The organism is Leucobacter sp. BZR 635 (assembly GCF_048061935.2).
Lineage (GTDB): Bacteria > Actinomycetota > Actinomycetes > Actinomycetales > Microbacteriaceae > Leucobacter.
In genome coordinates this window covers 20,413-44,187 of sequence record NZ_JBLUNZ020000041.1, presented here as the reverse complement: position 1 = coordinate 44,187, position 23,775 = coordinate 20,413, and the positions used below count along the sequence as shown (strand labels likewise).

Here is a 23,775-nt window from a genome sequence, read left to right as displayed (position 1 = left end):
GACGTCTTGTTTGTTGCAGCCGGTCCGATGACGAGGATCGCGCTCGACGCAGCCGCGCTGCTCGCTGAGCAGGGGATTACTTCGACGGTGATCGATCCGCGCTGGGTGATCCCGGTCGCGAAGTCGGTCGTCGAACTCGCCGGTACGCACCGGCTCGTTGTGAGCATTGAAGACGGGCTGCGGGTCGGAGGCGTCGGCACGTCGATTCGGCAGGCGATGCGCGACGCGGGTGTCGACACGGGCGTGAGCGAGCTCGGAACGCCCTACGAGTTTCTCGAGCATGCCACGCGCGAGGAACTGCTCGAGGACGCGGGTCTTACCGCCCCACAGATCGCCGCGGAGGTCGCGGAGCAGGTGCGGGGCGAACGCGTACCCACCGCCCGCCCGGAGTAGCGGGGCGCTCGGCGAAGCTTGGGCTCGGGCTCGGGCTCGGGCTCGGGCCTGAGCGGGCTAGCTGGTTGACGTATCCTTGGGCCTGGTAAGTGCGTAGCCAGCCCCGTCGGGGCTGCGCTCCACGAGCGCGTGGTCGACGAGGTATCGCCTGAGCACCGCGACATCTTCTGAGTACGGGCGTAGCCGGTCGTTCACCGCTGCCTCATGAAGCACCGCTCCGGGTGTGAAGGCCTGCTGTGCGACCCACGCAAGCAGTTCCCCGCGCTGCTCTGGGTTTGCCGGGTACTGCGCGATACGCTTCCCGTCGAGAAACCGTTCGATACCAGTGCGTGGAGGCTTCGCCTGCTGTTGGAGTGCTGCGCGGAAGACCCCCGGATCCAACATTGCGGTCTGTGGATCAACCAGGCCGCTCGTGACCAGTGCCGCGCTGACGCGCTGCCGCTTCGCGCTCGGCAGCTGGGCGGTGCTCGCGCCCAGGTCTTCGCCGAGCATGATGCGCGCGGCGGCCTCGCGGGAGTCGGGGTTCGCCAGGAGTGCGATCAACCCGCGCCAACTGTGGTCTGTGGACATTGCTTCCTCTCCGTCCTCGGGTGCTGTGCTGAGTCTCTGGAGTGCGCTGAGGGCTCAGGGAGCTCTGCCGTCCTTGCCCGCTCTGCCCGATCTGCCAGCTCCAGTGGCCCAGCCGATCCCGCATCCATTCCGACCCGTCTTTTTCAAACCTTCTCTTCTGCGGCCCACATAAGCCTCGCGCAAGATTAATCGGGGCAGAATCGTTGCGAGCAGGGTTCCCGGCGGCAGGCCGGTGGGCCGGCAGACGGGAGCAGCCGGGCCGCCCCGCGCAGCACCGCGCCCCCGCGCCTCCTCAACGAAGAGGACGCGCGGGGGCGCGGTGCGTTGGCCGCGAACCGGCCGGGAGGGCGCTAGGCCTTCGCGGCGATCCGCGGATCGTGGAACGTGCCGCCGAAGGTGCGCTCCGAAGCCCCGACACGGTCGAGGTACGGGGTCGCCCCGCCGGCCTGGAACGGCCAGCCCGCGCCGAGAATCAGACCGAGGTCGATGTCTTCAGCTGCGTGCACCACGCCCTCGTCGAGCATGATCTTGATCTCGTTCGCGAGCTCATCCTCGACGCGGCGGAGGATCTCCTCGGGCGCGACCGGCGTCTTGCCAAAGGTGAGCGCCTTCTTCGCAGACTTGGAGAGGTCTTCGACCTTCCCAATCTTCGACTTCACGAGCGGCTCCTCGAGCTCCGACATGGCGTGCATGTTCGGCGACGCGTAGAAGCGCTCGGGGAAGGCGGCGACCATCGTGTCCTGCACGTGGGCGGCGACCTTCCAGCCGACGAGGTCGATGAGCTCGAACGGCCCCATCGGGATGCCGATCGGCGCGAGCGACTTCTCGACCACGGGCAGCGGAGTGCCTTCGTCGAGTGCGCGAGCAGCCTCGCCCATCACCTTCGCGAGCAGGCGGTTCACGACGAAGCCGGGGCGATCCGCCGTGATGATCGCGCTCTTGCCGAGCTTCTTCGCGACGACCATCGCGGTCGAGAGCGCCTCGTCGCTCGTCGCCGGGCTCTTCACGACCTCGAGCAGCGGCATGACCGCGACCGGGTTGAAGAAGTGGAAGCCGACGAGTCGTTCGGGGTTCGCAAGCTTCGAGCCGATCTGCTCGACGGAGAGCGACGAGGTGTTCGTCGCGAGGATCGCCTCGGCGGAGACGATCTGCTCGATCTCAGCGAAGACCTGCTGCTTCACCGAGAGCTCCTCGAAGACGGCCTCGATGACCCAGTCGCAGTCAGCGAACAGCGACTTGTCGGTCGTGCCCGTGACGAGGGCCTTCACCTGGTTCGCGTCGTCAGACGCGAGGCGGCCCTTCTCGTGCATCTTGTCGATCTCGCCGTGGATGTAGGCGACGCCCTTGTCCACGCGGCCCTGGTCGAGATCGGTGATCACGACGGGCACGCGAAGCTTGCGTGCGAAGAGCAGCGCAAACTGGCTCGCCATGAGGCCGGCACCGATGATGCCGACCTTCTGCACCTTCTTCGCAAGCTCTCGGTCAGGGGCGCCTGCTGGGCGCTTCGCGCGCTTCTGCACGAGGTCGAAGGCGTAGATCGATGCTGCAAACTGGTCGCCCGAGATGAGCTCCGACAGCGCCTCATCCTCGCGGGCGAAGCCAGCCGCCACGTCGTTGTCCTTTGCCGCAGCGAGCAGGTCGAGCGCCGCGTACGGAGCCTTCGCTGCCGTGCCGAGGCGGCTCTTCACGGTGTCGCGCGCGACCTTGATCGCGATCGGCCACTTCGTCATGCGCTCGATCTTGCCTGGCTCGTTCGGGCGCTCCACCTTCGTCTTGCCGGTGATGACGCCGTCTGCCCACGCGATCGACTGCTCGAGGAAGCTGGCTGCGCCGAACATCTTGTCGAAGATGCCGAGCTCAAGCGCCTGCTTCGGCTTCAGCGTGCGGTTGTTCTGCAGCGGGTTCGAGACGATCACCTTGAGCGCGTTCTCGATGCCGATGAGGTTCGGGAGTAGCGTCGCGCCGCCCCAGCCGGGGATGATGCCGAGGAAGACCTCGGGGAACGCGATCGCCGCTGCCGACGAATCGACCGTGCGGTAGTCGCAGTTCAGCGCGATCTCGACGGCGCCGCCGAGCGCGAGCCCGTTGACGAACGCGAACGAGGGAACGCCGACCGAACGGAACTTGCCGAGCACGCGGTGCCCGTACTGGCCCATGAGACGCGCGTTCTCCTTGGTCGCGAGCGTCGACACCTTCGACAGGTCTGCGCCTGCGGCGAAGATGAACTGCTTGCCGGTCACGGCGACGGCCTGGATCTCTCCGGCCGCAGCGCGCTGAGTGAGCGCGTCGAGCACGTTCTCGAGCGCCTGGAGCGTGCGCGGCCCGAGCGTGTTCGGTCGAGTGTAGTCCCGGCCGTTATCGAGCGTGATGAGGGCAAGCGTGCCGCCGGAAGGCAGCGGCACATCGCGCACAAATGACTCGGTGACGACCTCGTCAGCGGAGGCGTCGATGATCGGCGAAAAATCGATCTTCGAGTAGTCAGTCATCTCGGTTACTTCCCCTTCTTGCCGTTGTAGTGCGGGTTTTCCCAGATCTGGGTTCCGCCCTGGCCGAGGCCCACGCACATTGCGGTGACGCCGTAGCGAACGTCGGGCCGCTGCTCGAACTGGCGAGCGAGCTGAATCATCAGTCGAACACCGGTCGCTGCGAGCGGGTGGCCGACGGCGATTGCGCCGCCCCACATGTTCACGCGAGGATCGTCATCGGCAATCTCGAAGTGGTCGAGCAGCGAGAGCACCTGCACAGCAAACGCCTCGTTGAGCTCGAACAGCCCGATGTCGGTGATCGACAGGCCGGCCTTCTTGAGCGCCTTCTCGGTCGAGGGAACGGGGCCGAGGCCCATGACCTCGGGCTCGACGCCCGCGAACGCGAACGATACGAGGCGCATCTTCGGCTTCAGTCCGAGCTCCTTGGCGGTGTCTCCGCCTGCGAGCAGCGACATTGTCGCGCCGTCGGTGAGCGGCGAAGCGGTGCCTGCGGTGACGCGGCCGTGGGGGCGGAACGGCGTCTTCAGCGTCGCGAGGCCCTCCATGGTGGTCTCGGGCCTGCGGCCCTCGTCCTCGGTTGCCATGCCCCAGCCGGCTGCCGACTGGAACGCGACGGGCACGAGGTCGGGCTGGATGTCGCCGCGGTCGTACGCTGCCTGCACCTTCTGCTGGCTGAGCATGCCGAAGCGGTCGGAGCGCTCCTTGGTGAGCTGCGGGAACCGGTCGTGCAGGCGCTCAGCGGTCATGCCCATGTTCAGGGCGTCGGGGCTGACGAGCTTCTCCGCCACGAACCGCGGGTTGGGATCAGCGCCCTCACCGATCGGGTGGCGGCCCATGTGCTCGACGCCGCCCGCGACCGCGAGGTCGTACTGGCCTGCGCCGATCGCGGCACCCATAAACGATGCCGTGGTCATCGCGCCAGCGCACATCCGGTCGAGCGCGAAGCCCGGAACGGTGGTGGGGAAGCCGGCGAGGATTGCGACGGAGCGCCCGAGCGTCAGCCCCTGGTCGCCCTGCTGGGTGGTCGCTGCGATGCCAACGTCGTCGACGCGATCGAGCGGAACCTCGGGGTTTCGTTCCATGAGGCCCTGGAGAGCCTTCACTGCGAGGTCATCTGCGCGGGTGCCCGCGTACATGCCCTTTTCACCGGCGCGTCCGAAGGGGGTACGAACCCCGTCTACGAACACGACTTCTCTCATTGTGGCCACTTCGCCTCCATCATGTGGTGTGTTGGATGATCCCATCCTACGAACTCACCCTGGACTGCGCAGTTCGGGTGCGGGGTTCGCGTGCTCCGCGTCAGAAACGCCGGGGCATCTTTAGCGTTAGTCTACAAAAACGACCGAGAGAATTGGTGCAACAAGTGCAAGCTGCCACGGGCGTGCGCCGAGGTCGGCAAGCCGGTTCGCGACGCCCTCAGGGGAGGTGTCTGCGGGGGGCTCCCACGCGAGCTCCCGCACAAGTGCCGGGGCGATGAGGTTCTCCGGCGGCATCTGCTGCCGCTCGGCCTCGGCGGTGACCACCGCGCGCAGTTCGGTGAGTCGTTCGGCCGCCTCCGGGTGGCGCTGCGCCCACCCGCGATGGCTCGGGATCGTGCCAGGCTCCCGCCGCTTCTGGCCCGGGAGATCCTCGGTGGTTTTGCCGCGAAGGATCGCCCGCCACCAGCGGTCGAGCTCCGAGCGGCTCGCGCGCCCGCGGAAGGTCTTCAGCGAGGCGAGCTCGCCGGCCGAGCGTGGATTCGCGGTCACCGCGGCGATGATCGAGGCGTCGGGAATCAGCCTGCCGGGGGCGACATCGCGCTCGCGCGCAAGTTCATCGCGGGCCGTCCACAGCTCACGGGTCATGGCGAGCTGGCGCGGCCCCTTCGGCCGGTTGCCGCCCGAGAGCTTTCGCCAGGGTTCCAGCGCCTTCGGCTTCGGCGGTCGCACGCGCACCGCCTCGAACTCCTGCTCGGCAAACTCAAGCTTCCCTGCCGCGACGAGACGCTCGGCAACCGCGTCTCGGAGGTCCGGGAGCAGAGCAACGTCGAGGGCCGCGTACTCGAGCCAGGGCTCGGGCAGCGGGCGTGTGGACCAGTCCGACGCCGAGTGTGCCTTCGCGAGCTCGATGCCGAGCAGCTCCTGCGTGACCGCGCCGAGGCCGACGCGGTCGAGCCCGAGCAGCCGTGAGGCGAGCTCCGTGTCGAAGAGCCGTTCGGGAACGAGGCCCAGTTCGGCGAGGCTCGGGAGATCCTGATCCGCGGCGTGTAGCACCCACTCGTCGCCCGTCAGCGCGGCCGCGAGCGGCGAGAAATCTTCGATGTCGATGGGGTCAAACAGGAACGTGCCTGCCCCGCGCCGGTACACCTGCACCAGATAAGCCCGGTTGCTGTAGGTGAAGCCTGAGGCTCGCTCAGTGTCGACCCCGAACGGGCCCTCGCCGCTGGCGAGCAGCTCGCTGACGCGACGCACAGCGACGTCATCGGTGACCATTGACCACTCTGCGGGGCTCATGCGCGGTCCGCCGAACGTTGGGCACGCACCCGCTGCTGGGTGAGTGAAGCGACGCCTTCCTCGTGCGGCAGCCCTGCGAGGAGGCAGAGCAGCTCGGACCAGGCCTCAGCGTGCGCGGCGAAGTCGTCGCCGAGCGGCGTCCATGAGGCACGCAGTTCGATCTGTGCACCGTCACCGCGCGCTTCGAGCGCTCCGAAGCTGCTCGAGAGCACCTTGGTCGCGGTGCCAGAGATGTAGCTGTACTGTGCGCCGCGCGAATCGAGGGCGTCGACGAGCCATGACCAGGCGACGTCCGAGATGAACGGATCCACCCCGATCTCCAGCTCGAGCGGAGCCTGCGCGTAGCAGACGATCCGAAAATCCCCGCCCCACTCCTCGGCCGAGGCGGGGTCGTGCATGAGCACGAACCGGCCCGCTCCCGCGGGGGAGTCGAGCACCGACTCCGGGTCGGGGCCAGTGCCCTCACGAACTCCTGCGGCAAGCGCGATTGACAGCGGTGCGATCCGCTCGGGTGGCGCGATTTCACGCACAGCAAGCGCGCTCCGAAGAGTCGCGCCGCGGAGCTGCTCGGCTGCGCTAGCAAAGTCGGCGGGGAGCGCCGTGGGCGGTGTGGACACATCCGAAGACTAGAGTTTTCGGTGTGCCCGGTCGTGCTGCCACGCCGGGCCCCACGAAATACACGCGCAGCACGAACGGAGTCGGGAATGAATACGAGACGGGCACTCGCGATTGCGGGGGCATCCGTGGTCGGTGTTGCGGCGGCGGTGACTGCGGCCGCGACGGGCCTCGCGGCTCATCTGGCGCGCGTGACGGTCACGGTGGATCGTGGCCTCGAACGGCCGATCGCCGTGCGCCGAGTCGTCTCGGGCGAGGTCCCGGCTAGTGGGGGACCGGCGGGCGAAAGCTCCTCCGGCGAGTCTCTCGCCGTGTGGATCAGCGGCGACGGTGCCGCGGGCCGCGGCCGGCAGTCACTGCTCTTTGACGCGCCGGGTGCCATGCCGGGCGAGGGCACGGGCGCGGCACCCCAGGGGCACGCGCGACTCGGCCCCGTGCTCGCGCGAAACGGCCAGGATGTGCTGCGGGCGGTCGAACGCGTCGACAGCGGCGAGCTGGTGCCGGGCGTGACCGGCCGGATGGTGGGGTGGTGGTACACGGCCCCCGAAGAGCTCGGCTACCGGGTTGAGGAAATCAGCTACGAGACGGAACTCGGACCGATGACGGCATGGATCGTGCACCCGAAACGGGCGCGCAAGAAGCGCTGGGCGGTGCACGTGCACGGCCGCGGCGCGTCACCCGCTGAGACGTTCCGCGGGATCGAGCCCTTCGCGCGCGCCGGCATTACGAGCATGATCATCAGCTACCGCAACGATCTCGGCCAACCCGCAGGCGTGAACGGGCGCTACGGGATGGGCATCTCCGAGAGCCGCGATGTCGACGCAGCGATCGCTGAAGCGCGTTCGCGCGGTGCCGAGCGCGTCACCCTGATGGGGTGGTCGATGGGTGGAACCGCGAGCCTGCTGGCTGTGGCTCGTGGGATCCACCGCGACGTGCTCGACGGGATCGTGCTCGAGTCTCCGGGGGCGGATTGGCCCGGGATCCTCCGCGAGAAGGCCACCGACCACCGGCTGCCGACGTGGATCGCCGATCTTGGAATGTCCCTGCTCGAGCGCGGCACGGTCGCCTCGGGGGAGCCGGGCGGCGTGGACTTCGCGGAACTGCGTCCGGAGGCGCTTGCGCGCGGCATTGACGTGCCAGCGCTGCTCTTGGCAAGCCCCAACGACCGCTTCGTGCCCTGGCACGGGTCGCGGGTGTTGGCGGCAGAGCGACCCGATCTCGTGCAGTTCGTCAGCATCCCCGGCGCGGGCCACGTGCGGCTCTGGAACGCCGACCCCGAAACGTGGGAGCAGACCGTTCTTGGCTTCGTGTCGCGGCTCCCCAAACCTGGCTGGCGCGGGCAGTAGACTGAAGCGGATGTCTGCTACTCAATCGCACAGTTTCGCCAGCCTCGTCGACCGCACTCCGCGGATCTCAGGTGCCGAACTCGTGGCGACCCTCGTGCCCCCGCCCCAGTTTGCGAACGCGAGCTTCGACTCGTACGTGCCAGACGACAACTATGAGTCGCAGGCGCGCGCCCGCGACCTGCTGCGCGACTTCGTGTCGCCGCGTGGCGCTGGCAACGGGAAGGGCGGTGGCTTCTTCGGATTCGGCCGCAAGAAGACCGCTGCCGCGCCAGCGGCCGCGCAGAAGCCCGGCGTCTACCTCGACGGCGGCTTCGGCGTCGGTAAGACCCACCTGCTTGCCGCAAGCTGGCACGCGCAGCAGGGGCGCAAGTACTTCGGCACGTTCATCGAATACACGGCGCTCGTCGGGGCGCTCGGCTACGCCGGAGCGGTGAGCGTGCTTGAGGGCGCGAAGCTCATCTGCATCGACGAGTTCGAGCTCGATGATCCGGGCGACACGATGCTCATGACACGGCTTATCGGCGACCTCACGAAGACCGGATCAAAGTTCGTTGCCACCTCGAACACCCCGCCGAACGCCCTCGGCGAGGGGCGCTTCGCGGCCGCCGACTTCCTGCGCGAGATTCAGGCGATGTCCGACCGCTTCACGACGATCCGCATCGACGGCGTCGACTACCGGCAGCGTGACCTCGAAGGCGAGGCCGTGTCGCTCAGCGACGAGGCCTACCAGTTCGCGCTCGCTGACGTCACCGCCTCAGGCCTCCGCATGACCGACGACAGCTTCGACTCGCTCATCGCGCACCTCGCGACTGTGCACCCCTCAAGCTACATCGGCCTGCTCGAGGGCGTGCAGACGATCGGCCTGCGCGACGTCCACGAGCTCACCGACCAGTCGGCGGCGCTGCGGTTCGTAGCGTTCGTCGACCGTGTCTATGACGCACAGATCCCGATCCGCTCGACCGGGCTCGCCCTCACCGAGATCTTCGGCGGTGGCATGATCGACGGTGGCTACCGGAAGAAGTACCAGCGCTGCCAGTCACGGCTGAACGCGCTCACCTCACACGAAATCGGGTAGCCATGGCGAACAACAGCATCTGGTATCAGATTGGGGTCGCGCTCCGCACGATCCTCGGTCTCGATAAGCGCGGCGGCTCGCAGGGGCCCTCGCGGGGGTCGTCGCACGAGGCGTCGAAGCCGAGCCAGATGCCGCCGCGGCCCCAGGGGCCGACGGCGACGTTGAACCCGAAGGCCAAGCCCGGCGGGACCTCTACGACACGGCCCGGCACGCAGTCGACGACGAAGCCCGGCGCGCCGGGCCGGCAGCCGGCGAGCGGCAAGCAGTCCGGCGACCAGTACGAGTCGAGCCCCGGCCAATTCGGTGAGGGCGCTACCCGCGATGTCGCGGCCACGGAGCTGCGCGGGGCGAAGCTTGAATACGCGCCGAGCATGGACGGCGACCCCGACCCCGGCGAGATCATCTGGACGTGGGTACCCTACGTCGAGAACGACGGCCGCGGCAAGGATCGGCCCGTGCTCATCCTCGGGCGAATCAATGCCACGACCGTGTTCGGCTGCTACGTCAGCTCGAAGTATCACCGAGACTTCATCTCGATCGGCAGTGGGGCCTGGGACTCGCAGGGGCGTGAGAGCTTTGTGTCGCCTGAGCGGATCCTCCGCGTCACCCACGACGGGATGCGCCGGGAGGGCGCAACCGTCGACCGCGAGCGCTTCGGCGACGCGGTGCGCGGTGTGCTCGCGTTTCACGGCCTCGGCTAGCGGGCGGGCGTTCCTAGGGCGGTGCGCGCCTCGATCCAGATCCCAACGCCATGATCTAGATCCCGGCGTCCTGATCCCCAACGCCCCTATTTTTCTATTCTGAGCCCTGCGCAGGCCGAATAACCCTCACTGAGGAACAATCGGGTCGGAATAGATGGCGAGGCCGCGCACCGCGGCTAGCGGCGAGCGTGCTTCGTGAGGAACGGCGCGCAGACCACCGCAACCAGCATGATCACGCCGCCCACCGCGAACGCAAGCTTCGCCCCGGCAATCTGGGCTGCGGCATCTCCCGTACCTGCCCACGCCGCGCCGATGGCGAGCGCGCCGATGAGGGCCGCCGTGCCAGCTGCGCCGGCGAGCTGCTGCAGCGTGTTCAGGATCGCGCTGCCGTGCCCGTAGAGTGGCAGCGGAAGCGAGCTCATCGCGTGCGTCATCATGGGGGTCTGCACGAGCGCCATGCCGACCGAGAACGTCACGTGCATCGCGATGAGCAGGCCCGTCGTCGTGTCGGTGCCGATCGTGCTGAGCCACCACTGTGCCCCGCACAGCACCAGCACACCAGGAATGACGAGCGGCTTCGGCCCGAGCAGGTCATACAGCCTGCCGACAACGGGGGAGAGCACGCCCTGGGTGATCCCGCCGGGCAGCATGATGAGCCCCGTGGCGAGCACGCTGAGCCCGAGGCCGGTCTGCGCGTAGATCGGGAGCACCACGACCGAGCCCAGCATCACGCCGAAGGCGATGGTGAGGATCGTGACCGACAGGCTGAAGTTTCGCTCGCTGAAGGGGCGGAGGTCGAGCAGGGCCGCGTCGCCGCGTTCCTGGAGCTTCTTCTGCCGCAGCGTGAAGATGATGAGCGCGGCGACGCCAATGGCGAGCGCGGCGGGAGGCACGAGCGAGCCGTTCGCGAGTTCGGCGGCTGAGGACACCGCGGTAATGATGCCGCCGAAACCGAACAGCGACAGCGCGACAGACGGCAGGTCGAGCGGAACGCGCTTTCCGCCACCGAGGCGCGGCATGAAGAACAGTCCGACGACGAGCGCGATGAGTGCGACGGGCACCATGAGTCCGAAGACCCAGCGCCAGCTGAGCGCCTCGATCACGACACCCGAGAGCGTGGGGCCGATGGCGGGGCCAACCGAGATGACGATCGAGTTGAGCCCCATCACCGTGCCGCGGAACTGCGGCGGCACGAGCGTGAGCGTCGTGGTCATGAGCAGCGGCATGACGATCGCGGTGCCGCCCGCCTGAATTACGCGGGCGACGAGCATGATGCCGAAGTTCGGGGCGATTGCGGCGACGGCGGTTCCGATGAGGAAGAGCACGAGCGCGGCGATGAACAGCGTGCGTACGGAGAAGCGGCTCAGCAGGTACCCGGTCGTCGGAATCACGACGGCCATGGTGAGGAGGAAGCCGGTCGTCAGCCACTGGATCGTGGTCGCGCCGACACCGAACTCCGCCATCAGCGGCGGCAGCGCCACGCTGAGCACGGTTTCGTTGAGGATCATCACGAACGCCGAGATCGCGAGGATCGCGATCACCGCCGTAATGGTGCGCTTCGTGGGTGCTGCGGGCTGCTCGCCGGAGGAGGCCGGCACGGGAACGTTGCCGGTTGTGGGGGAAGTCACGTGGGGTGTTCGCTTTCTGGTCAGCAACATTTGGCCGACAGTAGATTGTGGCACACCGTGCCATGATTTCGTAACCGGCGTGCCGTGCCGGTATCGTCGACAGTGCAAAGTTGGCCGGCGTGAGCGGCCTTGAACACCGGGGGAGCGACGTGTCTGAGACCATCGACGACTGGGCACCGCAGGCCGGCGGAGTCCGCGAGCGGCACCTCCGGGAGACCCGGCACCGCATCCACGTCGCCGCGCTCGACCTGATCGAGGCGCGAGGCTGCGCGGCGGTCACCGTGTCCGAGGTTGCGACCGCTGCGGGCGTATCCAGGCGCACCTTCTTCCGCTACTTCCGCAACAAGGAGGACGCGGTGCTCGCCGGGCACTCACGCTACTTTGACGCGGTGCGCGCGCAGCCGCTCGTCGTGCACAGCGTGGCCGAGGCCCTCGCCGCGATCGAGCGCGTCGGTGACGCGGTGCTCGCGCAGGATCTGCGCCCAGAGCTCGCTGAGCATCGCCGCATGCAGGCGCTGATCTCGGGGGACCCTGCGATCCGCTCATACGCCGTTGCGCAGGACCGCGAGATCGCCGACACCCTGCGGGATCAGCTCGCCGAGTTGCTTCCCGCGGTGCCCGTGAGTGAGCTCGAGCTCATCGCGGATCTCGGGTTGACGGTGTGGCGGCACGGCTGGGTGCGCTGGACGAGCCAGCTGCCGAACGATGCGCTCGAAACCCCAGCGCAGAGCCACGCGGCCGTGCGCGCGCGCTTTCGGGCACTCGCTGCGGGCTCGCGCTAAGTCGGCTCTTCACAATTGCAGGCGTAGGGCATCGGCGGGGAGCCTGTAACGAGTGCGGCATTTCCCCCACTCGCTGAAGCCAGAACGGGGAGAGGACACACGCCGCCTGAGTCGCTCACAAGACATGGCCTCAGCGAAGTCAGGAGTGATTTACCGGAGAAACCTCATGACCTCGCTGAGGTCATGGCTGTTGAGCGCTCTTCATTGCGGAGGTCTACACCTTCAATGGTGAAGAGCCCCTAGATGCCAAGGATCGCGCGTGCGATCAAGAAGTAGATGATGAGGCCGCTCGCGTCGACGAATGTCGAGATGAACGGGTTCGAGAAGACCGCGGGGTCGACCTTCACCCAGCGCGCGATGAGCGGCATGATGCCGCCGATCGTCGCTGCGACCGTGCAGATCGCGACGAGGGTGAGTCCGATCACGGCACCGAGATCCCAGCCGTAGACGAGCCCGGCGATGACGAAGCCGAGCATGCCGAGCATGAGCCCAAGCATGAGCCCGACTCGCGCCTCGCGGCCGAGCACGCGCGCGATGTCTCGCGCTCGCACGTCGCCGAGGGCGAGCGCGCGGGTGACCGTTGTCGCCGCCTGATTGCCCGTGTTGCCGCCGGTCCCGATGAGCAGGGGCACGAACAGCGCGAGCACGGTGACCTTGGCGAGGGTGTCTTCGAAGACGTCAAGCACCTGTACGGTGAGCGTCGCACCAACTGCGAGCACAAGCAGCCAGACCACGCGCGAGCGCACGAGCTGCATGATGGGGGTCGCGAAGTATGGCCGGCGCAGCGGCTCCACACCACCCTGCCTCGCGGAGTCCTCGCTCTCCTCGTGCTCGATGATGCGCATGGCGTCATCGAAGGTGAGGAGGCCGACGAGGCGGCGCTCGCGATCCACCACGGGAATTGCGACGAAGCCAGCTTCGGTGAGTTTGCGGGCTGCGCGCTCCGCGTCGTCGCTCGCCTGGACGCTCTGCGCCTCGTTCATGATCGAGGCGATCACGGTGTCGGGATCCGCGGCGATGAGGTCGCGCAGACTCACGACGCCGGCGACGTGCCGTGCATCGTCGAGGACGGGGAGCAGGTAGATCGTCTCCGCGTCTTCGATGCGGTCGCGGAGTCGCTCCATGGTGTCGGCCACGGTGTAATCCATACGCGTGGTGACGTACTCGGGGGTCATGCGCCGCCCAACGGAGTCCTGCGGGTAGCCGAGCACGACGGCGGTGAGGCGGCGTTCGCGCTCGGAAAGTCCGTGGAGGAGCTTCGGGGCGAGCGTTGCGGGGAGCTCGTCGAGGAGCCAGACGCGATCGTCAGGATCGAGGCCCTCGAAGATCTCGGCGACCTCGGTTTCACGGAGCGTCCGCACCAGGTCACTCTGCACGGAGGGATCGAGCGCCTCGAAGACCTCGAGTGCCTCATCCTTGTGCAGCAAGCGGAAGACGATTGCGCGCTGCTTCGCGGTGAGCCGCTCGATGATGAGGACGATGTCCTCGGGCGCGACGTCTTGGATCTCGTGACCGAGCTCTTTGAGGTTCTCGTCGGCAAGGAACTTCAGAATCCGGCTCTCGAGTTCGTGCTGGTCGACTGTCTCTTTCACTGCACTGTCCCTTCTCGCGGGACTGCCGTGGTCGACAGCTCCTCGAAGTTGCGCCGCGAGTGGCGCGTCGGTGATGAGTGTGTGCGCTGAGTCTTCGTGCCAGTCAGACCAGCGGATTTGCCGGTTGAGCAGGTGAAAGCAGCGGCGCAGCTGAACACACTAACGCTATCAGAGAGATTGTGGCTGGCCTTGCCCGAACTCCGAGCCGGCGATGATGCGGGGCGGGGCCGGCTGCCGTCGATGCGCAGGGTGGCGCACCGTGAAGCCAGTGTCCTAACTCGCCAAAAGGCTTGTTGTTGCTATGAATTGCAGTGCATAATGCAATCAGCGTGCCGAAACACTCGGCGCCTCTCTGGAAGGAAGCACAGATGGCAAACGAAGATTTGGGTAAGCAGGCAGCTGACGCAGCGGGCAAGGCGAAGGATTTCGTCACCGAGAACGCCGGCAAGGCCAAGGAGTTTGTCGCTGAGAACGCGGACAAGGTCAAGGAAGCGCTGAACAGCGACAAGGCCGAAGAGCTCAGCGACAAGGTACTGGGCTCGCTCGCGGACGTCGCGAACAAGATCACCGGCGGCTCGCACTCCGACAAGGTCGACGAGATCAAGCAGAAGCTTGACGACTCGTTCGGCAACGAGAAGAAGTAACCTCTCGAAACCTTCTGCCGCTTCGCGCAGCAGCCCATGCGGCCCCGTACGTGCTCGACAAGGAGCTCAGTGCGGGGCCGCTCGCGTGCTGCCGTCCGTTAGCCGAGCGTGGTTGGGTCGGTGTTTGCACCGCAGATAATTACTGCCACCCGCTCGCCGGGCTCTGGAAGATATGCTCCCGAGCTGAGCGCAGCGTACGCCGCGGCGGCACCCGGCTCAGCGGGAACGCGGTATTCCTGCCACAGCGCCGCGCGGGCCGCGAGAATGTCTGCGTCCTCCACGAGCACGCTGACGGGAGCGCTCGCGCGGGCCGCATCCCACCCCGCTGCGCCGATCCTCCGAGCCCCAAGCGAGTCCTGCGCGATCCCGGAGACCGCGATGTCCACTGGCTGGCCCGCATCCATCGCGGCCCGCAGCGTCGGGATCCGCACCGGTTCAACAGCGACCACGCGAATACCGCGCTCGCGGGCGGCGGCCGCGACCCCTGCGAACAGGCCGCCACCGCCGACGGCAACGACAATCGTGTCAACCGCGGGGAGATCCTCGACGATCTCAAGCCCAATGACTCCCGCCCCCGCGACAATCTCCGGCTGATCATAGGCGTGACAGAACAGCGCGCCGGTCTCGCGCACGTGCTGCTGCGCCGCCTCGTATGCCTCAGCGTATTCCCCGCCTCGGAGCACCACGGTCGCGCCGTACTCACGCAGCCGCTCGACCTTCACCGGCGGCGCATTCTCGGGCACAAACACCGTCGCCGGAACGCCGAGCGTCGAGGCTGCGTATGCGTTCGCGAGGCCAGCGTTGCCGCCTGAAGCTGCGACGATCCCGACGGCCTGATCAAGCTCGCCGGCCGTGCGCGCCGCGAGCTGCCGGTTGAACGCCCCGCGCGTCTTGAAGACCCCGCAGCGCTGCATGTATTCGGCCTTGAGCCAGACGTGCGCGTCGGCGACTGGATCCACCGCAATGAGCGGAGTACGGCGCACGTACGGGGCGGTGCGGCGCTGGGCCGCCTCGAGGTCTGCGAAGGTAATCATGAGGCTCCCTTGCGGCGATGGATGATCTGCGGAGGTGACGCAGCGACTCGACGGGCGAGCGGATCTCCAGTGTACAAAGCGCGGCTACTCGAGCTCCCCAGTGACGTGCGCGCCGATTGCGGCCGAGAGGATCACGCCCGGGTGGGCAACGGCGAGGAAGAGGCCGTCGACGCGCGCTGCGAACTCGACGAGCGGGGATACCTGACGGGGGACCGGTCGATGGCCGATGCGAGCATCGAGCAGCTTGACTTCGGATCCACCCGCGAGTTGCTCGTGAATTGCGGCGAGCGTAGCCGCCGCGAGCTCCCGCGCGTCGCCAGTGAAACCGGGCGGCACGTCCTCGGCGGCGACGAGGGTCTGCGCATCCTGCTGCCGAACCTCAAAGTCTGGGGTCGAGAGAATGCCTCGGAGAAGCCGCCCTGGCGAGGAGAACGTCAGCAGGCACGACGGGGAGCTCTCGACGTCGACATGCTCTCCCGCGAGGCGGGCGAGGGCGGGCGTCGCCGTGCCCGCGGCGAGCACTACGGTCCGGGCGAGGATCTGTCCACCCGGGGTGAGCACGCCCGTCACCCGGTTTCCGTCGTCCACGAGCCCGGTGACGCTCGCCCCCGTGAGTACCCTGGCTCCAAGTGCCTCGGCCGCGCCGAGCAGCGCCCGGGCGAAGGATCGCGGATCGACCGCCGTATCCCCTTCGGCAAGCGCGGCGACCTCGGGTGCCGCACGAAGCGCGGGCTCGCGTGCCAGTACCTCGTCGCGCGTGATGAGCTTCACGTCGTGCCCGACCGCCTGGTGCTCCGCCACAAACGCGCGCGTCTCGGCCGTTGACTGTTCCCACGAGACTGCGCCGTCACTCACGAGGGTGAGCCGCGGTCCGAGCGTATGGCGGAGCCGGGCGAAGTGTTCGGCGGCTCGCGCGCGCAGCGGATCCGAGTACGCAGCTGCCGTGCTCTTCGCGAGCCCGACCCAGCCGAACGAATCGCTCGTCACGCCGCCGCCAACGAGCCCCTGATCGAGCACGGTCACCGCTCTGCCCACCGCCGCGAGATGGTAGGCGATCGACGCCCCGATGACGCCCGCGCCGACGACAACGATTCGGTCGGTGAGATCGTGCTCCATTCGGACCAGCCTACTTGTCGAGTACGCCTCGGGAGGTACATAGGATGTTCTTATGAAGACTCGTTCCCGGCGCCGCGGGATGACACGTCGGGGCGCGAAGCCCCTCGGGCTGCTCGCAATGATCGTGGGCGTGCTCGTGGTGGGCGCGGTAGGGCTCGGGCTTGCCGGCTCGGACGACGACGCGGGCCGCGCGGGGGATCCAACAGCTCCGGCAGATCCGTCACCACCCGCGAGTGGCGTGGAAGGCACGAGCGGCGGCTCTGGCGGCGGCAGTGAAAGCGACCCCGTTGAACCGGGGGAGGCCGCGGTCTTTCAGTCGGTGGTCGACGGAGACACGATCCGCACCGATCTCGGCACCGTGCGCATCATCGGCATCGACACGCCCGAGCGTGGAGAGTGCGGCTACGCGGACGCCGCTGCGGTGATCCGCGGCCTCCTCTCGGAGGGCGATCGGATTGTGCTTGCGCTGCCGAGCGGCCAGAATGGCGCTGACCGTTACGAGCGCCTGCTGCGCTACGTGGCGACCAGTGACGGCGTCGACGTCGGGCTGGCCCAACTCGAAGCCGGCAACGCTGTCACTCGCTACGACTCCTCCGACGGCTACCCCAAGCACCCGCGCGAGGCCGAGTACCGCGCGGCCCAGGGGGCCGAGCTCGATTTCTCGGGATCGGTGATCACGACGCGGTGCGCGGGCGGCGGGGGATCAGCGGCGGGTTCAGTGCCGGGGTCAGCGCCGGGTGCGGTGCCAGGCCAGCCATCGGAGGGTGAATCGGCTGACTGGTGGACGCAGTACCCGTCGTGCGCCGCGCTCGAGCGTAACACCGTGGGCCACCCGACCGGGCCGTTCAACGTCGCGGACCCAGAACAGGCTGCGATCTACGAGTGGTTCGCGAACGGCACCGGCTTCCGGGGTGACGGCGACGGCGACGGGCTCGCCTGCGAGTAGGCAGCGCCATCGGCGGCCTCTCTCAGGGGCGGGGCGTGGGCATCGCGCCGCGACCCGTCAGACCCCATCAGACCCCGTCAGATCCCGTCAGCAATTGCGCGGAGGGCTGCGACGTGCCGAGCGAAGGCGCGCCCGCCTTTCGCGGTCGTCTCCACCCAGGTGCGGGGCCTCTTGCCGACGTACCCCTTGGTGACCTTAACGTAGCCTGCCGCTTCGAGGTGGGCGACAGATTTGCTGAGCGGGGAGTCCTCGGTTTCGAGGAGTTCCCGGAGCGTTCCAAAGTCGATGACCGCGCCATCGCTGAGCGCTGCCATGAGTGAGAACCGGAGCGGCGTGTGAAAGGCCGAATCCAGCTCGTGGCGGGGGTGCGCCATCACGCTTCCGCGGGTGAGCTGCCGCGCGGCAGCACGGCCGCAGCGCTCATGAGTAGGAACACGACGACCCCGGAAATGACGGTGTAGGGCTGCGAGAACCAGGCGGTGAGGCTGCCGAGCGTCACGCTCGCGGCGGCAATTGCCGCGCACACCCCAAACACACTCCAGTGCAGCGACCCCCATTCGAACCCCGCGCGGGGGAGCCCGAAGCGCGAGTTCTGTGCGAGCAGCAGCATGCCCAGGCACAGCATCACGACAAAGCCCGACACTGCTGATGCGAGCATCGAGCTTGCGGTCGCGAGCAGCGCGCCGATCGCGAGCCCGATGCCTGCTGTGGTGATCCTCACCGGCGCAGGCAGCGGAGCGTTGCCCCACACCTCCGCTGGGTCGCGTGGCACGGTGATGAGTTTGCGGAGCGGCCTTGCACCGAGACCGACGAGCATGGCGAGGGGGAGCGCTGCGTTGAGCCAGTTCGGGTAGCTGATATCCGCGAAACTCAGTGCGAGGAGCGCCGCGAATCCGAGAATCCCGACAACGTTGACGAGACGCTGAAGCAGCGGTTGCCTGGACTGGACGCTGAAGCGCTCGCGTACCCCGCTCGCAAGGGAGGAGAACGTGAGCACGAGCACGACGAATGTCCAGGGTGTGGCGTAGCCGCCGTCGCGGTTGCTGACTTCCGTGGCGGTGAACCCGCCGTGCATGAGGAGATACGCGCCGAGATACCCGGCGACGATGACTGCTGACCAGAGTTGCAGGAGCCAGTAGCCGCGGGCCGGGGATCGGCCCTGCGCGTCGCGCTGGATCCTGGCGATCTCCTCGAGCTGCGCAGATGCGCTTGCCGTGTCGGATGCACTTTCCATATGGAAAGCATAGGTGAGGTGTTGCGCGGTGTCTAGGGGAGGACGGCTCCTTGGCGTCGTTCGGCGAAACCTCGGCACCGTCGCAGCCGGCCGCCTCCTGCGAGTGTTGCTGAGACGATGTTTCCGCTTGTGGCAGCGCTCTCAGTTCGCAGACGGCACACTCCGTGTCGACCTCTGGCGGGCGCAGAGATCGGAAGAGCTGATACACACCTGCGACTGGTTGCTGCCCCGAGATCCGTGCAAGTGCGAACGCCTCAGCACCAAGTGGGAGATGGTGCTGAGGCGTTCGCAGTGCTCGCAGCCCCGCCAACGGGGCTGATTGGCAGGCGAAGGTTTACTGTCGCGCTTGGCGGCGGGTCAAGCTCGCAGCGACACCAACGGTCAAGAGTCCGCAGCCGAGAACCCACGCCAGCAGGGGGTCGCTTTGGCCCGAATGCGCGAGGCCCTGGTCGGTCTTATCGTCGCTGGGGTGCTTATCGGTACCGGGATCTTCGATCTCCTCGGGGTCCTTGCCGTCCTCGGGATCGGGCTTCTCGGGTGTGCCGTCTTCGACGACGATTGTCCCCGTCGCCGCCACCCGGGCACCGAGAACTGCAGAGTCTTCGATGATCTCCACTTCGATTCTGAAGTCCCGCGATGAGGCTGTGGTGTTCGCCTCGGCGGGCAGTGAAACTACCGTGACGTGCTTGTCTGCAGCATCGCCTGCTTCCCAAACAAGAATGGTGTCGAGCGGCGCATAGTGCGTCCCCGCAATAGCTGACCCGTCCGCAGTGCGCACCCGCACGCGTGCCGGCTCCGTGAGGCCGTTCTCGGGAAGCTCGCGGCTTACCGTAAACGTCATAGGATCTCCGGCCGTGGTGCGCTGATCGCCACCCATCGTGATCGTTCCGAGTTCGCCGATTGGGGAAGGTACAACTTCCACCGAGCCAATATCGGGAGCGGGGCCTTGCGGGCGCGTCACGCCTCGCTGATCTAGCCCGAGGACACCGTGGGCTGCTTTGTCGACAAGCACCGATGTCTCTGCTGGGAGAAACACCGGAGTCGAACCTAAGTCGAAACGCACGTCGCCAAGTTGGAACTCTGCAGACGATGCGACTATCCGATCAGCTCCAGACGCGGCGAAAAATGCCTCGGTCGTGAATGCGGAGTGTGAATCCTCAATCCGGAGGTTCTCAAGCTCTTCTTCGAAATCAGTGCGCGCTGAAATAGCGCTGGCGCTTCCGGTATCGAATACCGAGCTTCGCAAGCTGACCGAACTTGTCTCTTCGTCCACATACCCAAACTGGAGTCCAGGTCCTACGAGAGTGACATGATCAAGTTCGACTGAGCCACTAAACCAGCCGAAACCAATCGAGCCTTCATGCCCGTCATCTACACCTGAGAACGTGGAGTTCGCTACGGCGAGGGTCGTGAAATCCGCGGAGGACAGATGTATGACTGGTTCACCGATGGTGATGTGCTTGCTGGTGTACGCGGGGTGGGACTCGAGATTGTCCGGCCATTCGGCTTCGTTGTCGATGAAACTGCTGTTGGAAACACTCACGTGGGTAGGTGGCCCGGCAATCTCCTCATCCTTGCTCAGAGTTTCAATGTGAAATGCGCCAGTTTTAGGCGCGGAGTTGCGCAAGAACGTGGTGTTGTCGATGATGAAAGCCGCTTCCGGTAGCGCGCCAGCGCCGGTATGTTCGCGCAACTCAGCTTGCGCAATGCTCACACCGCCTGCGCTCGCATACCCTTTGGCAGTGTTGTCCCTGAACACGCTGTCACGAAACTCAACCGACAGCGGTCGTTCGGCCGTCCCGCGAAGCGGTGCCGCAGCCGCGAAGCCTGTCATCTCGTTTTCGAGGAACTCGCTACCCGTGACGCGAACCCTCGGGTTTATCGAGTGGTCGGAGTCGAGGTTGATGGCTCCATAGCGAGTGCTGAGCGGATGTTTCATGCCACGAACCGTGGAATTCTGAACTGTCAGGCTCTCAAACTCGGACATGGCGATCACGTCTACCCCGTGGTCTGAGAATCCTTCAATGGTTACAGTATCCAGCAGCACGGAGCACATTTCACCGCGGATGATGACACCAGAGGCCTCCGGGGCTCCAGCGCGGAGGGTGAGATTACTGATTTCTACGGGCTTCGCGTCGAGACCGTCAATGACGAAGAGGCCACTCGAGCTGACATTTACCAGTTCTGCAGGTTGGGCAGGATCTTGGCTTCGAAGCACGATGTCGCCCATGAGTGTTTCAGTGGCCTGTACTTCGACAACCAGGTTGGGTGCGAACTCGATGACGCTAGTTCCCTCGTCAACGAGCGACTCTTCGACAGCCCACGAAAAACTGCCCTCGAGTGCGTCGTCAACCGACTTCGTCACTAATCGCGTGGTAGCGGCGGCATCTGTGTTATCAAATGGTGAACCCATGCACCTGTCTGAGGCAGTTGCTTGAGTCGCGTATGCGGGAACTGCGAAGGTGCTCCCTATGAGACCCGCAGCAAGAGTTGCAGCCCCGAGCCTAATGAGATTACGCAATATTCACTCCTTTGTGTCCACGACAGAATCCATCTAATTCACCGAAACAAGCCGGTTTCACACACAGTTTTACCTATGTTTTCGCTATTAATCAAGGATGTGTTTTGCTTTGGAACGGTCGGATAGCCGGAAGTATCCGGCCCTACTTCGCGCCTGCCTACAGTGCAAATGGTGCGCGTTTTCTGGGGCGAATATGACCCCTCAACCTCACTGGGCACAGTGCTGTTGCTAGCGCCACGAAGAGAGCGAACGTGATGATTCTGGGCAGTGGGGCCCGAGCTGCTGACAATTCAGGCACATTTGTCTCCCCAAGTGGCAGTGCTTCTCGCCGAGTTTCGCTTGCCTCATAGTCGCCCTCAACTTTCGGAAGGTGACCCAGATCGAGAGCAGGACGGTGCAGCTCTGAGCTATGGAATGACCTGGCTACACGAAGTAGGAAGGGACGAGACTCTCCGAGCTGCTGCGGGTGCTGATCATTGCCTGAAACGTTTTCGAAGTTGGCGTTTTCCTGTGATGCACGTGGTGTTTGTGCTCGCATTCGTGTCCTTATGACCCGACGGAAGCAGCCACGATGGCACGATGGCACAGCGGCACAGCGGCACAGCGGCACAGCGGCACAGCGGCACAGCGGCACAGCGGCACAGCGGCACAGCGGCACAGCGGCGCAGTGAGGACCGTTTGAGTGAGGGAGCGACTTGGGGTTTGACCCCGCTGCGGCAGGCCTCGCTCGCCGCGAAAAGTGGGTGGGCCTTCCAGCAATTGCAACGAGAAAACCTGGAAGGCGTCCAGCGCTGGGACCTGTGGCTCGTAGCCGCGAACTGGCCTTAACGCAAGAACCCCCGGGGTTTCCCGGGGGTTCTCTTGGTGGGCGATGCCAGACTCGAACTGACGACCTCTTCCGTGTGAAGGAAGCGCGCTACCAACTGCGCCAAACGCCCTCTTTGCAGATGCTGCTGCGACTCGATAAGCATACACATTGTGCAGGTCGGTTGCACATCGGTGGGGCTCCGGCGAGCCCCGCGAGGCGGTGCTCGGGTGTCGCCCCCGCTAGGCCTCTTCGACCGGCGTCGTCGGCTCTGTCAGTGTGCTGTCCAAGACATCGTTGAGTTCGAGGCTGACATCATTGAGTTCGACGAGTTCTGCTCGAAGTTCGTTGAAGCGGTCAGTGTCGGCCTGAATTCCCTGACGAATCGCGTCGAGTTCAGCTTGGCGCTCGAGCAGCTCTCCGCGAATCGAGTCGAAGAGGGCCTTGTTGCCCGAGAACTCGTATCGTTCGTTGCGCTGCTTGAACTCGGCGGCGTCGGCGTTGAACTGTTGCACGGCGGCGTCGTAGTCCGCGCTGCGCGCCTCGACGTCGGCCCGCAGGTTTTCGAGTTCTATGCTGAGACGCTCAGCTTCGGCCTTGAGCTCGGTGAAAACACCGTGGTAGCCCTCGTACCACGACACGATCGCGGAGCGATCAGTGAACCAGCGTGCGTAGTGCTCTTCGAGGGCGGGGGAGACGTCGCGCACCTCCGTGCCAAAGACTGAGTGCAGCTCGTTCGCGAACGCCGAGCTTGAAAGGGTTTCGTAGACGCTCATTCGCTGCTTGAACGCAGCATCGGCAGCTGCAGTCTTCTCATACTCGGCGATGAGCTGTCGCGAGAGCTCTGCGCGTTCGTCCTGGCTGAGGCGAACCCACGTCGCGTGCAGGAGCTCATGCGCGGCCGTCGTCTCGACAACTCCCGTGAGGCGTTCGTCTGTGACCTCGAAGAGCCGGATCCGCCGCTCGGCGAAGCAGCCGAGCACGTGTCCCTCTTCAGTGTGGTCGACGCCAGCGCACCAGCGATTGAAATCGGCGCGGCCGCCGATCGTGGGCTGGGAAGCGAGGAAGACGCGATCCCCGCTCGCATTGAGCTGGATCTCATCGCGGAGCTGCTCGATGCGATCTGACGGCTCGAACGACGTTGCGAGGAAGTGGTCTTGGATATCGCCGCGGTACGAGTACGCAATGAGCCCCCCTGCAGCAACTGCGAGGGCAAGCGTTACGGCAACCCCTTGTGCGATGCGTTTGCCCACAGTCGATCCCATGCAGGCAATCGTATCTTCGGGATTCGAAAACACACTGGACGACACGTTTCCAACAGGTAACGAAGCCGCGCCACGCCCGGAGGTGGGGGCCGAATTTGCGCCTGGGCCCCGGCCTGTATAAAGTTATACACGTCGCCAACACGGCGGCGAAAATGCGGATGTGGCGCAGCTGGTAGCGCACAACCTTGCCAAGGTTGGGGTCGCGAGTTCGAATCTCGTCATCCGCTCTAGTGGCCGAGAGTAATCTCGGCCGCTTTCTGGTGGCAAACAACATACGGTGGCGTGGCCGAGAGGCGAGGCAGCGGCCTGCAAAGCCGTATACACGGGTTCGAATCCCGTCGCCACCTCGAAAGACATAATTGAATAGCCTTTCTAGGCGCGATTGGCGCAGCGGTAGCGCGCTTCCCTGACACGGAAGAGGTCACTGGTTCGATCCCAGTATCGCGCACAGAGAAAAACCCCCGGTTCTGCCGGGGGTTTTTGCATTCCAGACACTATTCCGACGCGAGGCTCTTCACTCCACCCCTCGA

General features: G+C 66.0%; 20 protein-coding genes and 4 tRNA genes. 10 read left to right on the top strand and 14 right to left on the bottom strand.

What is annotated here, in order from left to right; translation table 11 throughout:
- Nucleotides 1–393 (top strand): transketolase C-terminal domain-containing protein (locus ACI1US_RS08440; protein WP_461639699.1); only part of this gene is annotated, 393 nt, incomplete at its 5' end.
- 57 nt (nucleotides 394–450) lie between these two features.
- Here ACI1US_RS08440 and ACI1US_RS08435 read toward each other — a convergent pair.
- The 5 genes from ACI1US_RS08435 to ACI1US_RS08415 all read right to left on the bottom strand — a co-directional run bounded on the left by ACI1US_RS08435 (nucleotide 451) and on the right by ACI1US_RS08415 (nucleotide 6,558).
- On the bottom strand, nucleotides 451–963 hold the full coding sequence (locus tag ACI1US_RS08435) for a DUF2087 domain-containing protein (RefSeq protein WP_461639697.1): 513 nt from the start codon (nucleotides 961–963) through the stop codon (nucleotides 451–453).
- 350 nt (nucleotides 964–1,313) lie between these two features.
- Nucleotides 1,314–3,449 (bottom strand): 3-hydroxyacyl-CoA dehydrogenase NAD-binding domain-containing protein, encoded by a 2,136-nt coding sequence (locus tag ACI1US_RS08430; RefSeq protein ID WP_416549574.1) that lies wholly within the window; start codon nucleotides 3,447–3,449, stop codon nucleotides 1,314–1,316.
- 5 nt (nucleotides 3,450–3,454) lie between these two features.
- Nucleotides 3,455–4,648 (bottom strand): thiolase family protein, encoded by a 1,194-nt coding sequence (locus tag ACI1US_RS08425; protein ID WP_416549573.1) that lies wholly within the window; start codon nucleotides 4,646–4,648, stop codon nucleotides 3,455–3,457.
- Nucleotides 4,649–4,774: 126 nt separating this feature from the next.
- Entirely contained in the window at nucleotides 4,775–5,941 is a 1,167-nt protein-coding gene (locus tag ACI1US_RS08420; protein WP_461639694.1) for a ribonuclease D, read from the bottom strand.
- A complete protein-coding gene (locus ACI1US_RS08415) occupies nucleotides 5,938–6,558 on the bottom strand; it encodes a DUF3000 domain-containing protein (protein WP_461639692.1) in 621 nt (206 codons plus the stop codon). The genes ACI1US_RS08420 and ACI1US_RS08415 overlap by 4 nt, the downstream gene beginning before the upstream one ends.
- Before the next feature lie 87 nt (nucleotides 6,559–6,645).
- Between ACI1US_RS08415 and ACI1US_RS08410 the strand changes: the two genes are divergently transcribed.
- From ACI1US_RS08410 to ACI1US_RS08400, 3 genes are read left to right on the top strand one after another with little or no spacing between them, the layout of a single operon-like run.
- Entirely contained in the window at nucleotides 6,646–7,902 is a 1,257-nt protein-coding gene (locus ACI1US_RS08410) for an alpha/beta hydrolase family protein (RefSeq protein ID WP_461639690.1), read from the top strand.
- A gap of 10 nt (nucleotides 7,903–7,912) precedes the next feature.
- Nucleotides 7,913–8,977: a cell division protein ZapE gene (gene zapE, locus ACI1US_RS08405; RefSeq protein ID WP_461639688.1), complete on the top strand. Its 1,065-nt coding sequence runs from the start codon at nucleotides 7,913–7,915 to the stop codon at nucleotides 8,975–8,977.
- A gap of 2 nt (nucleotides 8,978–8,979) precedes the next feature.
- Complete coding sequence (locus ACI1US_RS08400; RefSeq protein ID WP_461639686.1) at nucleotides 8,980–9,678, top strand: type II toxin-antitoxin system PemK/MazF family toxin; 699 nt, start codon at nucleotides 8,980–8,982, stop codon at nucleotides 9,676–9,678.
- A gap of 176 nt (nucleotides 9,679–9,854) precedes the next feature.
- Here ACI1US_RS08400 and ACI1US_RS08395 read toward each other — a convergent pair whose 3' ends face one another.
- Nucleotides 9,855–11,306, bottom strand: a complete 1,452-nt coding sequence (locus ACI1US_RS08395; RefSeq protein ID WP_461639684.1) for an MDR family MFS transporter — start codon at nucleotides 11,304–11,306, stop codon at nucleotides 9,855–9,857.
- Between the two features lie 119 nt (nucleotides 11,307–11,425).
- Here ACI1US_RS08395 and ACI1US_RS08390 point away from each other — a divergent pair, with 119 nt between their 5' ends.
- Nucleotides 11,426–12,088 (top strand): TetR family transcriptional regulator, encoded by a 663-nt coding sequence (locus ACI1US_RS08390; protein WP_461639683.1) that lies wholly within the window; start codon nucleotides 11,426–11,428, stop codon nucleotides 12,086–12,088.
- 239 nt (nucleotides 12,089–12,327) lie between these two features.
- Here ACI1US_RS08390 and mgtE read toward each other — a convergent pair whose 3' ends face one another.
- The gene (gene mgtE / locus ACI1US_RS08385; protein ID WP_461639681.1) at nucleotides 12,328–13,680 is read right to left on the bottom strand and encodes a magnesium transporter; all 1,353 of its coding nucleotides are present in this window, start codon (nucleotides 13,678–13,680) and stop codon (nucleotides 12,328–12,330) included.
- Between the two features lie 368 nt (nucleotides 13,681–14,048).
- Here mgtE and ACI1US_RS08380 point away from each other — a divergent pair, with 368 nt between their 5' ends.
- Nucleotides 14,049–14,324 carry an Rv0909 family putative TA system antitoxin gene (locus ACI1US_RS08380; RefSeq protein ID WP_461639679.1) on the top strand — a complete coding sequence of 92 codons (276 nt, stop codon included), beginning with the start codon at nucleotides 14,049–14,051 and terminating at the stop codon, nucleotides 14,322–14,324.
- Nucleotides 14,325–14,422: 98 nt separating this feature from the next.
- On the opposite strand, the gene ACI1US_RS08375 is transcribed toward ACI1US_RS08380, so the two are convergent.
- Both ACI1US_RS08375 and ACI1US_RS08370 read right to left on the bottom strand, forming a co-directional pair.
- The gene (locus tag ACI1US_RS08375; RefSeq protein ID WP_461639677.1) at nucleotides 14,423–15,358 is read right to left on the bottom strand and encodes a threonine/serine dehydratase; all 936 of its coding nucleotides are present in this window, start codon (nucleotides 15,356–15,358) and stop codon (nucleotides 14,423–14,425) included.
- A gap of 84 nt (nucleotides 15,359–15,442) precedes the next feature.
- Complete coding sequence (locus ACI1US_RS08370; protein WP_461639675.1) at nucleotides 15,443–16,474, bottom strand: NAD(P)/FAD-dependent oxidoreductase; 1,032 nt, start codon at nucleotides 16,472–16,474, stop codon at nucleotides 15,443–15,445.
- A 52-nt stretch (nucleotides 16,475–16,526) separates the two neighbouring features.
- Here ACI1US_RS08370 and ACI1US_RS08365 point away from each other — a divergent pair, with 52 nt between their 5' ends.
- Complete coding sequence (locus ACI1US_RS08365) at nucleotides 16,527–17,420, top strand: thermonuclease family protein (protein ID WP_461639673.1); 894 nt, start codon at nucleotides 16,527–16,529, stop codon at nucleotides 17,418–17,420.
- Nucleotides 17,421–17,497: 77 nt separating this feature from the next.
- Here ACI1US_RS08365 and ACI1US_RS08360 read toward each other — a convergent pair whose 3' ends face one another.
- From ACI1US_RS08360 to ACI1US_RS08340, 5 genes are all read right to left on the bottom strand, one after another.
- Nucleotides 17,498–17,794 (bottom strand): transcriptional regulator, encoded by a 297-nt coding sequence (locus tag ACI1US_RS08360; RefSeq protein ID WP_461639671.1) that lies wholly within the window; start codon nucleotides 17,792–17,794, stop codon nucleotides 17,498–17,500.
- Entirely contained in the window at nucleotides 17,794–18,654 is an 861-nt protein-coding gene (locus tag ACI1US_RS08355) for a hypothetical protein (protein WP_461639670.1), read from the bottom strand. The genes ACI1US_RS08360 and ACI1US_RS08355 overlap by 1 nt, the downstream gene beginning before the upstream one ends.
- A gap of 334 nt (nucleotides 18,655–18,988) precedes the next feature.
- Complete coding sequence (locus tag ACI1US_RS08350; RefSeq protein ID WP_461639668.1) at nucleotides 18,989–21,019, bottom strand: choice-of-anchor Q domain-containing protein; 2,031 nt, start codon at nucleotides 21,017–21,019, stop codon at nucleotides 18,989–18,991.
- A gap of 1,018 nt (nucleotides 21,020–22,037) precedes the next feature.
- Nucleotides 22,038–22,113, bottom strand: a tRNA-Val gene (locus tag ACI1US_RS08345).
- A 109-nt stretch (nucleotides 22,114–22,222) separates the two neighbouring features.
- Nucleotides 22,223–23,245: a hypothetical protein gene (locus ACI1US_RS08340; RefSeq protein ID WP_461639666.1), complete on the bottom strand. Its 1,023-nt coding sequence runs from the start codon at nucleotides 23,243–23,245 to the stop codon at nucleotides 22,223–22,225.
- A gap of 154 nt (nucleotides 23,246–23,399) precedes the next feature.
- On the opposite strand from ACI1US_RS08340, the gene ACI1US_RS08335 reads away from it, so the two are divergent.
- From ACI1US_RS08335 to ACI1US_RS08325, 3 genes are all read left to right on the top strand, one after another.
- Nucleotides 23,400–23,472 (top strand) — tRNA-Gly (locus tag ACI1US_RS08335).
- Between the two features lie 49 nt (nucleotides 23,473–23,521).
- A tRNA-Cys gene (locus ACI1US_RS08330) sits at nucleotides 23,522–23,592 on the top strand.
- 29 nt (nucleotides 23,593–23,621) lie between these two features.
- A tRNA-Val gene (locus ACI1US_RS08325) sits at nucleotides 23,622–23,693 on the top strand.
- Nucleotides 23,694–23,775 lie beyond the last annotated feature (82 nt).

What these genes read in the sequence shown, in the direction of transcription:
- ACI1US_RS08365 (WP_461639673.1), top strand. Translation starts at nt 16,527, where the DNA reads ATGAAGACTCGTTCCCGGCGCCGCGGGATGACACGTCGGGGCGCGAAG.
- ACI1US_RS08420 (WP_461639694.1), bottom strand. Translation starts at nt 5,941, where the DNA reads ATGAGCCCCGCAGAGTGGTCAATGGTCACCGATGACGTCGCTGTGCGT.
- ACI1US_RS08435 (WP_461639697.1), bottom strand. Translation starts at nt 963, where the DNA reads ATGTCCACAGACCACAGTTGGCGCGGGTTGATCGCACTCCTGGCGAAC.
- ACI1US_RS08375 (WP_461639677.1), bottom strand. Translation starts at nt 15,358, where the DNA reads ATGATTACCTTCGCAGACCTCGAGGCGGCCCAGCGCCGCACCGCCCCG.
- ACI1US_RS08355 (WP_461639670.1), bottom strand. Translation starts at nt 18,654, where the DNA reads ATGGAAAGTGCATCCGACACGGCAAGCGCATCTGCGCAGCTCGAGGAG.
- ACI1US_RS08380 (WP_461639679.1), top strand. Translation starts at nt 14,049, where the DNA reads ATGGCAAACGAAGATTTGGGTAAGCAGGCAGCTGACGCAGCGGGCAAG.
- ACI1US_RS08370 (WP_461639675.1), bottom strand. Translation starts at nt 16,474, where the DNA reads ATGGAGCACGATCTCACCGACCGAATCGTTGTCGTCGGCGCGGGCGTC.
- ACI1US_RS08425 (WP_416549573.1), bottom strand. Translation starts at nt 4,648, where the DNA reads ATGAGAGAAGTCGTGTTCGTAGACGGGGTTCGTACCCCCTTCGGACGC.
- ACI1US_RS08430 (WP_416549574.1), bottom strand. Translation starts at nt 3,449, where the DNA reads ATGACTGACTACTCGAAGATCGATTTTTCGCCGATCATCGACGCCTCC.
- ACI1US_RS08400 (WP_461639686.1), top strand. Translation starts at nt 8,980, where the DNA reads ATGGCGAACAACAGCATCTGGTATCAGATTGGGGTCGCGCTCCGCACG.
- ACI1US_RS08410 (WP_461639690.1), top strand. Translation starts at nt 6,646, where the DNA reads ATGAATACGAGACGGGCACTCGCGATTGCGGGGGCATCCGTGGTCGGT.
- ACI1US_RS08340 (WP_461639666.1), bottom strand. Translation starts at nt 23,245, where the DNA reads ATGGGATCGACTGTGGGCAAACGCATCGCACAAGGGGTTGCCGTAACG.
- ACI1US_RS08360 (WP_461639671.1), bottom strand. Translation starts at nt 17,794, where the DNA reads ATGGCGCACCCCCGCCACGAGCTGGATTCGGCCTTTCACACGCCGCTC.
- zapE (WP_461639688.1), top strand. Translation starts at nt 7,913, where the DNA reads ATGTCTGCTACTCAATCGCACAGTTTCGCCAGCCTCGTCGACCGCACT.